This is a genomic window from Pseudomonas sp. RT6P73, assembly GCF_054897715.1.
The window spans coordinates 2,467,280-2,479,613 of sequence record NZ_JBUBUV010000002.1 but is presented as its reverse complement, the minus strand read 5'-3'; the positions used below and the strand labels follow the sequence as shown (position 1 = coordinate 2,479,613).

The window sequence follows — 12,334 nt, the reverse complement described above, 5'->3', positions numbered from 1 at the left end:
AATTATGTATCTGGTGTGTGGCGAAGCGCTGTTCGATTTCTTCAGTGAAGACGACGCCAGCGGCCTGGCTTCAAAAGTGAATTTCAAGGCGATTGCCGGCGGTTCGCCGTTCAACGTCGCGGTCGGACTTCGGCGGTTGGGTGTCGAGTCGGCGCTGTTTGCCGGGTTGTCGACTGATTACCTTGGCCGGCGGTTGCAGCAAGTGCTTTCAGATGAAGGCGTGCGTCCCGACTATTTGGTTGATTTCGCCGCACCTACGACTTTGGCGATGGTTGCTGTCGGTGCCAATGGTTCGCCGCACTACAGCTTTCGCGGTGAAGGATGCGCGGATCGGCAGCTCAAACCTGAGCATTTGCCTGAGCTGGGGCCTGACGTGCGCGGTTTGCACATCGGCTCGTATTCGCTGGTGGTGCAGCCGATTGCCGACACGCTGCTGGCGTTGGTGCAGCGGGAAAGCGGTAGACGCTTGATCAGCCTTGACCCGAATGTGCGACTCAATCCTGAGCCGAACATCGATCTGTGGCGATCGCGGATTGCGACGCTGGTTGAGTTGGCTGACCTGATCAAAGTCAGCGATGAGGATTTGAGCCTGTTGTACCCCGAGCAGGATCCGCAGCGGGTTATCGAGGGTTGGTTGCAGCATCGCTGTCAGTTGGTGTTCCTGACCCGTGGTGGCGAAGGGGCGACGGTGTTCAGTCGCAGTCATGGTTCGTGGTCGGTGCCGGCCTGCTCGGTGAAAATCGCCGACACCGTGGGCGCTGGCGATACGTTCCAGGCGGCGTTGATTACCTGGTTGACGGAGCAGCAGCTGGATTCGGTTGCGGGCGTGCAATCGCTGGAGCGCGAGCAAATCGACGGAATGTTGAAGTTTGCGGTGCAGGCAGCGGCGTTGACATGCAGCAAGACCGGGCCGGATTTGCCGTATCGGCATCAATTAGATCTTCGCTGATTGACAGGCCCCTATCGCGGGCAAGCCCGCTCCCACAGTGATCTCCAGCGGACACAGATTTTGTGTTCGGCAATGATCATTGTGGGAGCGGGCTTGCCCGCGATAGCGATGTAACACACACCGCTAACTTTCGATCCCAACAAGGGCTACAGATGACTTTAGTCTGAAAATGACTATCAGTTTCTGGCCGCCCCGCCCCTGTGATGCAAGGATGTGCTGGAGAGGATAAAGCAACAACCCCCGTATCCATTGGCCGAAACCCCGCACCTAGGGGTTTTCCCGATAGCTTAAGGCATCCACGCCTACGGCATTTGCGCCTTGAACGAGGCGGTTTAATGCTGCACCATCCGCACCAGCTTATTCAAAGGACGGAATTAAAGGCATGCTGGACGCGAACGCAACCCATATTTCCCTGACGCTGGAAGGCGTTTCCGTTGACCTGCAAGTGCTCAGCTTCGTCGGTCGCGAAACCCTCAACCAGCCGTTCTGCTTCGACATCGAACTGGTCAGCGCCCGTCCCGACCTGAAACTCGAAGAGTTGCTGCACAAGCCTGGCTGCCTGACCTTCGGTGCTACCGGCAAAGGCATCATCCACGGTCTGGTCTATCGCATCGAGCAAGGTGATTCCGGCAAAAGCCTGACGCGCTACAGCATCAGCCTGGTCCCGCAACTCGCTTACCTGCGTCACAACCATGACCAGCAGATTTTCCAGCATTTAAGTGTGCCGAAAATCATCGCCCAGGTACTTGAGGCGCGCGGCATCCTGGCGGACGCCTACAGTTTCCAGCTCGGCGCGATCTACCCCGAGCGCGACTACTGCGTGCAGTACGACGAATCCGACCTGCACTTCATCCAGCGCCTGTGTGAAGAGGAAGGCATTCACTTCCACTTCCAGCACAGCGCCAGCGGCCACAAACTGGTGTTCGGCGATGACCAGACAGTGTTCCGCAAACTGTCGCCCGTGGCCTACCAGCAAGACTCCGGCATGGCCGCCACCAAACCGGTGATCAAACGCTTCAACCTGCGCCTGGAAACCCGCACCTCCCGCGTCAGCCGTCGCGACTACGACTTCGAGAAACCGAGAATCCTGCCCGAAGGCGCCGCCAAGAGCACCTTCGCCCCGGACCTTGAAGACTATGACTACCCCGGCCGCTTCACCGACCGCGCACGCGGTAAACAACTGGCGACCCGCGCGCTGGAACGCCATCGCAGCGATTACCAACTGGCCGAAGGCAAAGGCGACGAGCCAACTCTGGTCAGCGGCCACTTCATGGCCCTGAGTGAACACCCGCGCTCTGAATGGAACGACCTCTGGCTGTTGCTCGAAGTCGTGCACGAAGGCAAGCAGCCGCAAGTACTCGGCAAAAACGTCACCAGCGACGTCACCCACAACAAAGACGATTTCCATCAGGGCTACCGCAACACCTTCCTTGCCACCCCGTGGGACGCGCACTTCCGCCCTGCCCTCGATCACCCGAAACCGAAAGTCCTGGGCAGCCAGACCGCCATCGTCACCGGCCCGCCGGGCGAAGAAATCCACTGCGATGAATACGGCCGCGTAAAAGTGCAATTCCACTGGGACCGCGACGGCCAGGCCAACGACAACACCAGCTGCTGGCTGCGCGTCGCCACCGGCTGGGCCGGCAGTGCCTACGGCGGCATCGCCATCCCGCGCGTCGGCATGGAAGTCCTCGTCACCTTCCTCGAAGGCGACCCCGACCAACCGCTGATCACCGGCTGCCTGTTCCACAAGGAAAACGTCGTCCCCTACGACCTGCCGGCCAACAAAACCCGCAGCACCTTCAAAACCCTGAGCTCACCGGGCGGCAAGGGTTACAACGAGTTTCGTATCGAAGACAAGAAAGGTGCGGAACAGATCTACCTGCATGCCCAGTGCGACTGGGATGAAAACATCGAACACGACCAGAAGATCCGGATTGGCAATGAACGCCATGACACGGTTGAGGCCAATGTTTTCAGCGAGTTCATGGTTGAAGAACATCGCATCACGCAACTGGATCGCAAGACTGAGGCGCGGGCGGATGATCACCTGACGGTGGCGGTGACCCAGCATGTGAAGGTGGGGACAGCGCAGTTTGTCGAGGCCGGCCAGGAGATTCATTACCACGCTGGCAACAAGGTGGTAGTTGAAGGCGGGATGGAACTGACGGCCAAGGCTGGCGGGAGTTTCGTCAAGGTTGATGCGGGGGGCGTGACGATTAGTGGGGCTGAGGTGAAGGTGAATACCGGGGGCTCGCCGGGGGCGGGTTCAGGTATACAAGCGTTAATCCCTTCGATTCCGCTCGCTGCTGCAATCGCTAGTGCCGGCCAACTTTTAGAGCGAAAAATAGTCCCTGAGAAAACGGATCACGATCTGGATTTTTTGATTACTGATCAAACCTCAGGTTTGCCGTTGAAAAATTTCCCTTATGTGATCAAAACATCTTCCGGTAAAAGCCTCACGGGACGCACCAACGATGAAGGTAGAACGGCAAAAATCAAAAGTACAGAAGCAGAAATGGCTGTAGTTGAGATTTATGACGACATTCCCCCAATCAATCCAGGATGGGATGCATGATATGCCCAAACAAAAACCTCTGGCCACAAGTCAAAAAGCGTTGACTCCAGCAGCCGATAAAAAACCAGCCTTAGTCATGGTCGATGATAGTAAGCGCCTGAAGGAAATCAGGGCGCTTGTCGAAGTCAATAACAAGTCAACGATCGATACAAATACTGTTATATGCCAGATTTATATGGAGTCGCGCTTCGATGCGAAAGCCGGCGCGGGCCATAATGCTCGTGGTCTGCTGCAGATGCAGCTGGAGGGAGTACAGCAAGTTTACAAATATCGAAAAAAGAAAGAACTTGGTCATATGCCGAGCGACCCTCTGACAAAACAGGCTTTCGCTGATGGCGAGGCTTTTTACAAAAGCGGCGCTCTTTTCGATGAAGCCAAGAATATTCAAATAGGTACGGAGTACATGCAGTACTGGATAGATATTTCGAGCTCAATCGAAGAAGCCTATAAAAAATATCGAGGCCTTTCCAACGGCGTTTATTATAAAAAAATAAGTGCGTGCGCAACAAAGCTCGCGGCCAAGCCTGATTCAATGCAAGTGCTTAGGGACAACTTAAAGTGAACAAAGCATGGTTTTTTTTAATCGCCGCATTGTCAGGGCCTACCGCTTATGCGGGACAAAGTAAGTCTATTCTCAACTGCCCCTTGTCTGACGGGACAAGCGTATCTTTACTGGCCGAGACAGACGCTGAAGGCCAGCGATTAAGAGTCAACGTCGATAAAAAAACACAAATTGCTTTCACCGACATGCCTGACTCCGATTTTGTCGGGGAAGTCGTCATGGCCAAGTGCGCGTCCTCGAGCCTGATATTTGTTATGAACTACGGCTCGCCCTATTTAAAGGGCGTTGTTTTACGCAAAAATCCGGTCAGTCATTCAATCGAGCGAATCGATTTCGCCGAGAAAGCCCTGCCCCGTTATCTTTATTTGGGGCAGCAGCAGATGCGGCTAGTCATTCCAAATATTGGGAATGAAGTGTCTACGAAGTTTTTGGTTTATGACTATGTGTCAGGCAAAGGTCAGCCGGACGAGGCTGCCGGCAGTGACGTCGTGCCTAATGGCCGTGGATTCAAGGTCATACGCCTCAAGTAGACATCAAATTCGGACATCACGCTTGATGCTCTGCACCAAGTAGACTGGGCGCAGGTGTTGATTGATGTGGGCATTGTCGACGCAAAATCAAGGAAGCCTCAGAAAAGCTTCGTGCAGCTCCAATTCGATGCAAATCTTAAGAGATATGGTCAAATGAGAGCCTTTATTTTTGGCATCGGTCTTTTTACTTTTTGCATTCAGGCGCTTGCTGCTCAACCTCATTTGAGGACGGTGATCGATTGCGAATTAGAAGGTCCAAAAAATACGATTTCGCTGCTACGTGGATCACCAATAGTCGACACCTATATCTACAAAGTTCGCCACGCCCAAAAAACCAGCTTCATGTATGAGGATGCAGAAGCATCGCGAGGCGGAAATGTGAAATGGCAATGTGCGTCAGGCCAACAAAATCTAAACGTACTGGTGGTTTCTGGCGAGTTCAGCTCAAATTTTTTGCGGGGTGCTTTGTTTTATTTCGATCCAGGTGATGGGCAGATAGAGCGAATTAACTTCGCCGAAAGAAATCGCCCTCAATGGGTAAGAATCTCTGCACAGGGAGCTCAAGTAATTTTTGAGAATACGGATAATGAAAGCTCGCACAAATATTTGAGCTATGGGAAAAACGGGACTTTTTTGGAGTTAGACGAATTTCCCGTAACCTCAAGTTCAGACGGTGACAGATTAATAGAGCTCGACACTTCCAAACCGTGAAACAAAAAATCCAGCACCCACGGACGCTGGATTGTTTGGGAATTTCAGAGGTCAGGCAGGCGCCTTCCACCCCATCATCCGCTGCTGAGCCACCTGCAGCAGATCAGAACCATCCTGAGTCAGCAGGTAAAGCGCATGGGTAATGTGCGGGATATCTTGAACATCGCCGTGCTTGAAGCATTGGCAATGAAGGGTTTCAAGTAACTGGCTGGCGGCCCGGACCCGCTGTAAGGCGGCTTCGAGAATGTCTTGGGGATTGGCTTCGGTGTCGATCACCAAAGGATTTGAATCGGTAACGCTGCTATTGATTGAACGATAGCGATCGGGAAACGGGTTTAACGTCGGCATAGTAATTACTCGGGTATTAATTAGTAATCGCCAGCACCGTGACCAAACGATGGGAGGCGGCTGTGTGCAGGCTTGGTCAACCGACAACACCCAATCGGCTCGCCCGAAGGCGTCCCGCACACAGCCACCATTACAACGCACTACGAGGACGTAGAAGTCCGCAGCGCGAATGAGGGCACATATATGTGCGGTGTTATCAGGTGACCAAACCTGTCCGCTGATTTTGCAGCGAGCCCAAACAGTAAACGCTGCCCCCATCCGGCGAAAGTCGACAAGGCATCTGACCTTGTAGGACCAAGCCGAAGATCCCGTAGATCGTTTCCCACATGAAACTTCTGACAGAAACGCCCTCGCGACAGGCGGCGTTCAGCCGGGTTAACCATCCGTTAACCCCGCGGTCCAAAACTTTACTGGACCGCACGCCCTCAGGTTCTTCTGACGCCCAGTGCGGCAGGTTCGACGCCAATTCGTCGAGCTGACTTTACGTCTGCACTGGAGATCGCCCCATGAACATCCGCACGCTGCTGATCACTTCCGCCCTCGCCTGCACTGCGTTTACCGGTCTTGCGCAGGCCGACGACACTTCGTCCTCGCAAGCCGTGCCCTATCACTACGGCATGCCGCTGAACATCGGCAAAGTGGTCGCCCTGACTGAGCCGAGCACGCCGGAATGCAAAGTGATAACGGCTGACATGAAGTACATCGATACGTCAGGCAAACCTGAAGAAATCAGCTACCGGAAGCTTTCTGACGCTTGCAGTTATCAGAACTGACCGAAAGGTCTGATTTTGCACTTTGCGGTACTCCTGTGAGGGATCAGGCGCTATGCTTTGGCGCGTCCCTCACTGCCGCAAGGATCCGCCATGCAGTTATCGTTTCGCACCCTGTCGACCTTCACTTCCCTTCTGTGTTTTTTACTGGCCCTGGTCTGGGGTTTGATGCCGGACGGGTTGCTGGCGCACTGGAGTATTGAATTTTCATCGGCGGCAGGGTTTGTTGCGCGGCGCAGTGCGGTGCTGTTCGCGGCGTTGGGCGTGATGTTTTATCTGGTTCGAAACGAGGCGCCGTCCGTCACCCGCAATGCGCTGAGCACCGGGTTCACCGTTGGCTGTTTCGGACTGGCAATACTGGGTTTTGGCGAATGGCTCAACGGCCATGCCGGGCCAGGCATTTTGCTGGCTGTGGTGGTCGAGTCAGCGCTGGGACTGGGGTTTGTCCAGACCCGGCGCGTGTCAGTGGAACTCGAAACCGTCGGTTAAAACGCTTTCCTGTCCAGATGCAAAGGCTGGGCCTCGGCGTGGGACTGGTGCTCCATGTCTGAGCGCAGTCCTGCGATCAAGTCGCCGATTTCACGGCATCCATTGAGCTGTTTGGCATTTATTCCCGTCACACACAGGTCGAGGTGATCGGTCTTACGGTCCGAATACACCTTGACGGTCATCGACAGGTCCGGCGACAGCGTGCACTGGCAGCGTTTCGGCAGAAAACTGCTTTCAATGATATTGCGTAGTTCCAAGGCAGAAAGAAACATGGCGACCCTCTCCTAATTGTGAGATTGCCAAATAAACTCAAGCGTTGGTCCGTGCTGAAATCTCCCGCTTTTCTTCCTCATGCGGAGTTTTTACGTCTCAAACACTAGACCGTCCTCGCGTTCCAAGCTGACTCAATATTGGCCCGGTCAACTCAAGACCTGAATGAGCATAAAACATGCCGCAAATTTCGCCGTGCAGCTCATCGGTAAATCAACGATTTAACGGACATGCCTATAAATGGCCTCATGCAATTTGCAAGAAAGGGCCGCTTCAGCCCTGCAATTTGCATACAACCCCAGCGGGTTTGCATTAGCGGAGGCCGACAGTAAGAATGCGCCTGTCATTCCAGTATCCGCTGACCCCACTCACACGCAAGGAGGCACCATGGGTTCATTGACCTTTGTCACTACCGTCGGGCTGATTGTTGCCAGTCTTTCGAGCGTGGCACATGCCGCAAAGCTCGAAACGGTCGCGCCGTTTCCCAAGCCTGAGAGCGGTTTTACCCGTCAGGTCATTCACATTCCTGAGCAAAAGCAGGAAGAAAACTTCCAGGTCGAGGTGCTCGCTGGCAAGACCCTGACCGTGGACTGCAATCGCCAACGTCTGGGCGGTATCCTTGAAGAAAAAAACCTTGAAGGCTGGGGCTACCCCTTCTACCGCCTGGAAAAAGTCATCGGCCCGATGAGCACGATGATGGCCTGCCCTGACGGCAAGAGTAAAAAGGAGTTCGTGCCGGTGGTCGGTGACGGCTTCATGCTTCGTTACAACAGCAAGTTGCCGATCGTGCTCTACGTGCCCAGGGATGTCGAAGTCCGCTATCGGATCTGGTCGGCGTCGAGCAAGGTCCAAAAAGCTGTTCAGGAATAACCACAGCGCCCCTCCTCACGCTGAAGCGCCGCTCAACGCGGCGCGCTCGGCGACGTGCCGCAAACTATCAAAATTGATGTTGGCGCCCGAGTCGATAGCTACCAGGATTTGACCGCGCGCACCGGTTTGATCGACGTACTTCTTGATTCCGGCCACCGCCAAGGCGCCGGAGGGTTCGGTGATCGAGCGGGTATCGTCGTAGATATTCTTGATGGCGGCGCACAGTTCGTCGTTGCTGACGGTCAGCACTTCATCGACACAAAACCGGCAAACCTCAAAACCGTAAGCGCCGATTTGCGCTACTGCCACGCCATCAGCGAAGGTGCCCACATTGGGCAGCACGATTCGCTCGTCTGCCTGCAACGCAGCGTACAAACACGCGGAATGCTCTGACTCGACACCGATGATGCGCACTTCAGGTCGCAGGTATTTGACGTACGCCGCGATGCCGGCGATCAAACCTCCGCCACCCACCGGGACGAAGATCGCGTCCAGCGGGCCTTGATGTTGGCGAAGGATCTCCATGGCGACGGTGCCCTGTCCCGCGATCACGTCCGGGTCGTCGAACGGCGAGACGAAGGTGCGACCGGTTTGCTCGGCCAGGTTCAGCGCGTAGTCGAGGGCAAACGGAAAACTTTCGCCGTGCAGCACGGCGTCAGCCCCCCGACTGCGCACCCCGTGCACCTTCAATTCTGGCGTCGTGCAGGGCATGACGATGGTGGCGGCGATCCCCAGTTCACGGGCCGCCAACGCCACACCTTGGGCGTGATTGCCCGCCGAAGCTGTGATCACGCCGCGAGCCTTTTGCTCATCGCTCAGTTGCACCAGTTTGTTGTAAGCGCCGCGGATCTTGAATGAAAAGGTCGGTTGCAAGTCTTCGCGCTTGAGCAGGACCTGATTACCCAAGGCCTCGGACAGCGCTGGCGCGGGTTGCAAGGGTGTGCGCACGGCCAGTTCATACACCGGCGCGGCGAGGATCTTTTTCACGTAGTGCTCAAGCAAAGCCTGCTGGGCGGGGGTGCTGCTCATGGTCGTCTCCTGACGTTGATCGGAGCCCGGGAGACAGAAAGTAAAAACCCGCCTCGAGGGCGGGTTGGGTGCTGCAGTCGTGAGCTAGCCCGCCAGATAAGGAATGGCGGTAATAATGCTTGGCTGGCAGCGCAATACGGTGGTAGTCATGGCTGGAAATTAGCCGGGCGTTGAGGGCAAGTCAATGGCCAATTTTCTTCGGCGTCTGTAGGCTGGCGACACCACTCATTGTCCCAAGGAAGGAAACCATGAAGTCTGTTGCCCTGCCCCTCATTGCCCTGATCGCCTTTGCCGGGTACACCGTTTCCGTGATGCTTCAGGCGGAGCAGTCGTTGATCGACTTCGGCATCAGCCTGATGTCGCGCCCGGATACTGCGCAGGTGGTGATTGATCTGTATCTGTTGGCGATTCTGGCTGGGATCTGGATGTACAAGGATGCACGCGGGCGTGGGCAGTCGGGGGTGTCGGTGATTCCGTATTTGTTGATCACGGCGGTTTTCGTGTCGGTCGGGCCGTTGTTGTACATCGTGGTCCGTGGGCTTAAAGACCGCAAGAGTTGCGTTGATGCACGGCAGCAAGTCTGATTCAGGTGTTGTTGTGATGCTGATTAAGTCTTCGCGGGCAAGCCTCGCTCCTACATTGGAATGCATTCCATTGTAGGAGCGAGGCTTGCCCGCGAAAGCGATCTGACAACCGCAAAAGCTATTTCGCCAAGCGCCTGAGCCCAAGCACCATCCCCCCCGCCCCGATCATCATCGCCGTCAGAAACAACGGATACGACACCCACCAAGGCGTGTCCCCGGTCATCATGCTGAACTCGGACATACCACCAATACTCGCAATCAGGTTCAGCGGCAAAAACACCACGTTGATTAACGTCAGTTTGCGCAGCAGGTTGTTCATGCTGTTGTTCATCAGGTTGCCCCGGGCATCGATCAGCCCGGAGAACACCGTGGAATAGATTTCCGCCTGTTTGTAGCACTGGTTGTTTTCGATGATCAGGTCGTCGATCAGGCCGATAGCTTCGGTGCTGAAGTGCTCCTTGGCCGCGTGGTTGCGCAGCCGCGTCAGGACCGCGCCGTTGCTGTGAATCGCGTTGATGTAATAGATCAGGCTTTCGCTGAGGTTGAACATCTGAATCAAGTGCTGGTTCTGCATGGAGGCGTTGAATTTCTGCTGCAACTCCCGGGCAACCATTTTGATCACCTTCAGGTGACCCAAATAGTGATGGATGTTGTTGAACAGCAGGTCTAGCAACACATCCAGCGGCGTGTTCAACCGCTGCCGGGTGCCGAGCCCATGCAGCGGCGCATCGTCGGTGGCAATCACCAGCAATCGCTGGGCAGAAAACAACAGGCCACAGGACGACACTTCAAAAGCCAGGCTGCCGGCGCCGGAATAATTTTCCGGACGCTTCCAGATCAGGAACAGGTTGTCAGGGTGGAACTCGATGCGCGACACCTCGTCAGGGTCCAGGGCCGAGGCCAAGGCGTGTTCATCGAGCTTGAAGTGGCTGTGCAACAGGTCCCGCTCGGCGGCATCGGGGTTGCTGAACAGCATCACTTCGGCATCCAGTCGTTCGACCGATTGCAGGGCGCCGCCGGCCAGTTGAAAGCTTCTGATCATCGGCCGTTCACCAGGCCTGGCCGCGACGTTTCAGTTCCAGCCGTCGGACGAACTCCTCCAGCACCAGCGAGTACAGATCGTCCTGCAAGTACGCGTCTTCGATGCCGGCGTCCATGTTCGGGTTGTCGTTGACTTCAATCACCACCACCTTGTCGCCGGACTGTTTGAGGTCCACGCCGTAGAGGCCGTCGCCGATAAGGTTGGCGGTTTTCACGGCCAGGTCGACCACGGCTCGCGGGGCTTCGTGGACCGCCAGCGTGCGGCATTCACCGTTGATGTCCTGGCCCTTGGCCTTGTGGTTGTAGATCTGCCAATGGCCCTTGGACATGAAGTATTGGCAGGCGAAGATCGGTTTGCGGTTGAGTACGCCGATGCGCCAGTCGTATTCGGTGTAGAAGAATTCCTGGGCCAGCAGCAGCACCGAGTGTTCGAACAGTTCGGCCGTTGCTTCGAGCAAGGCTTGCTGGCTTTCGACCTTGATCACGCCCCGGGAGAAACAGCCGTCGGGGATCTTCAGCACCAAGGGAAAGCCCAGGCGTTCGCCGACCCGTTCGAAATCTTCCGGTCGATCCTTGTAGAGGATTTCGGTGGCGGGCATCCCGAGTTGGTGACTCTTGAGCAGATCGGTCAGGTACACCTTGTTGGTGCAGCGCAGGATGGACGCCGGGTCGTCCATCACCACCAACCCTTCGCTCTCGGCTTTTTTCGCGAAGCGATAGGTGTGGTTGTCGACGCTTGTGGTTTCGCGGATCAGCAGGCCGTCGTATTCGGCAATGCGCGCGTAGTCCTTGCGTTCGATCAACTCGACATCAATGCCCAATGTCTTGCCGACACGTACGAAGTTATCCAGCGCCTTTGCATTGGAGGGCGGTAATGCTTCTTGCGGGTCATGCAGGATGGCCAGGTCATAACGGGCCAGCCGTCGTGAGCGTGGCACACGCCAGATCTTGCGACTGAAACTGTCCAGGGAGTTGGCGAATTGATCTTCCTGGTCTTCGCGCAACTTATGCAAGGCGCCGGACTTTATACCTTCGATGTGCCAACCATTGGTTCTGCGAAACTCAACTAACAATATCGGACACGGAAAAACCTCAAACAACTGGCGCGCCAGATCCTGTAACGGCTCTATATTGGTTTTGCCAAAGTACAACGTCAGGGGAAAGCCTTCGGTGTCGCTGTAAAGATGATTACTGAGGGCTTTTTCCAAGGGTTTATCCAGGTCATCCAGCGCCAGGCCGTACAGGGATTTTTTGGTCAGTTCGCTAATGGTCCGCACCGACGGAATGACCTTATGCCCACGCGCCTCGGCCAGCAACGAGCAGTAATAACCGTGCCCCAGGTACTTGTAGCTACGGCACAGGTTGATCACCTGGACCCGTTTTCCCTGTTCGTTGTCCCGCGTCTGCTCGAGGTATTCCTGGGCGCTGACAATGTCCTCGCTGGGGAAATACGAGGCCCAGTCTTCCTTGCGTTCGACGATGATAATCAACTGACTTGAAGTTTTGCCTGCGTCATTTAAATAAGTTGCTGCCGGCAAAGTTTGCTCGGATACTTCGCGCCAATGACCTTGTACCGCTGACATAGTGATTGATCCGTTGGAGA

The 12,334-nt window shown here is 55.5% G+C and carries 13 protein-coding genes and 1 pseudogene; 9 read left to right on the top strand and 5 right to left on the bottom strand.

Features of this window, described 5'->3' with window-relative positions:
• Positions 1 to 4 precede the first annotated feature (4 nt).
• From ACYZT6_RS12150 to ACYZT6_RS12130, 5 genes are all read left to right on the top strand, one after another.
• Positions 5 to 949 (top strand): carbohydrate kinase family protein, encoded by a 945-nt coding sequence (locus ACYZT6_RS12150; protein WP_462027084.1) that lies wholly within the window; start codon positions 5 to 7, stop codon positions 947 to 949.
• 382 nt (positions 950 to 1,331) lie between these two features.
• Positions 1,332 to 3,527, top strand: coding sequence for a type VI secretion system Vgr family protein (locus ACYZT6_RS12145; protein ID WP_462027083.1), 2,196 nt, complete (start codon positions 1,332 to 1,334; stop codon positions 3,525 to 3,527).
• Between the two features lies 1 nt (position 3,528).
• Positions 3,529 to 4,089, top strand: a complete 561-nt coding sequence (locus ACYZT6_RS12140) for a lysozyme family protein (protein WP_462027082.1) — start codon at positions 3,529 to 3,531, stop codon at positions 4,087 to 4,089.
• Positions 4,086 to 4,619, top strand: coding sequence for a hypothetical protein (locus ACYZT6_RS12135; RefSeq protein ID WP_462027081.1), 534 nt, complete (start codon positions 4,086 to 4,088; stop codon positions 4,617 to 4,619). The genes ACYZT6_RS12140 and ACYZT6_RS12135 overlap by 4 nt, the downstream gene beginning before the upstream one ends.
• 66 nt (positions 4,620 to 4,685) lie before the next feature.
• Positions 4,686 to 5,330, top strand: coding sequence for a hypothetical protein (locus ACYZT6_RS12130; protein WP_462027080.1), 645 nt, complete (start codon positions 4,686 to 4,688; stop codon positions 5,328 to 5,330).
• A 51-nt stretch (positions 5,331 to 5,381) separates the two neighbouring features.
• Here ACYZT6_RS12130 and ACYZT6_RS12125 read toward each other — a convergent pair whose 3' ends face one another.
• On the bottom strand, positions 5,382 to 5,678 hold the full coding sequence (locus tag ACYZT6_RS12125) for a hypothetical protein (protein ID WP_462027079.1): 297 nt from the start codon (positions 5,676 to 5,678) through the stop codon (positions 5,382 to 5,384).
• Positions 5,679 to 6,184: 506 nt separating this feature from the next.
• Here ACYZT6_RS12125 and ACYZT6_RS12120 point away from each other — a divergent pair.
• The gene (locus ACYZT6_RS12120; protein ID WP_462027078.1) at positions 6,185 to 6,451 is read left to right on the top strand and encodes a DUF2790 domain-containing protein; all 267 of its coding nucleotides are present in this window, start codon (positions 6,185 to 6,187) and stop codon (positions 6,449 to 6,451) included.
• 90 nt (positions 6,452 to 6,541) lie between these two features.
• A complete protein-coding gene (locus ACYZT6_RS12115; protein WP_462027077.1) occupies positions 6,542 to 6,937 on the top strand; it encodes a hypothetical protein in 396 nt (131 codons plus the stop codon).
• Here ACYZT6_RS12115 and ACYZT6_RS12110 read toward each other — a convergent pair.
• Positions 6,934 to 7,209 (bottom strand): DUF1652 domain-containing protein, encoded by a 276-nt coding sequence (locus ACYZT6_RS12110; protein ID WP_462027076.1) that lies wholly within the window; start codon positions 7,207 to 7,209, stop codon positions 6,934 to 6,936. The two genes, ACYZT6_RS12115 and ACYZT6_RS12110, sit on opposite strands and share 4 nt — an antisense overlap.
• Positions 7,210 to 7,594: 385 nt before the next feature.
• On the opposite strand from ACYZT6_RS12110, the gene eco reads away from it, so the two are divergent.
• The gene (eco, locus tag ACYZT6_RS12105; RefSeq protein WP_462027075.1) at positions 7,595 to 8,077 is read left to right on the top strand and encodes a serine protease inhibitor ecotin; all 483 of its coding nucleotides are present in this window, start codon (positions 7,595 to 7,597) and stop codon (positions 8,075 to 8,077) included.
• A gap of 33 nt (positions 8,078 to 8,110) precedes the next feature.
• Here the strand turns inward: eco and ilvA are convergent.
• A pseudogene (ilvA, locus tag ACYZT6_RS12100) lies at positions 8,111 to 9,106 on the bottom strand (threonine ammonia-lyase, biosynthetic); the annotation flags it as partial.
• Between the two features lie 248 nt (positions 9,107 to 9,354).
• On the opposite strand from ilvA, the gene ACYZT6_RS12095 reads away from it, so the two are divergent.
• Complete coding sequence (locus tag ACYZT6_RS12095; protein WP_462027074.1) at positions 9,355 to 9,690, top strand: DUF2834 domain-containing protein; 336 nt, start codon at positions 9,355 to 9,357, stop codon at positions 9,688 to 9,690.
• Positions 9,691 to 9,808: 118 nt separating this feature from the next.
• On the opposite strand, the gene ACYZT6_RS12090 is transcribed toward ACYZT6_RS12095, so the two are convergent.
• Entirely contained in the window at positions 9,809 to 10,732 is a 924-nt protein-coding gene (locus ACYZT6_RS12090; RefSeq protein WP_462027073.1) for a magnesium transporter CorA family protein, read from the bottom strand.
• A 7-nt stretch (positions 10,733 to 10,739) separates the two neighbouring features.
• Positions 10,740 to 12,314 carry a RimK family protein gene (locus tag ACYZT6_RS12085; RefSeq protein ID WP_462027072.1) on the bottom strand — a complete coding sequence of 525 codons (1,575 nt, stop codon included), beginning with the start codon at positions 12,312 to 12,314 and terminating at the stop codon, positions 10,740 to 10,742.
• Between the last annotated feature and the right edge of the window lie 20 nt (positions 12,315 to 12,334).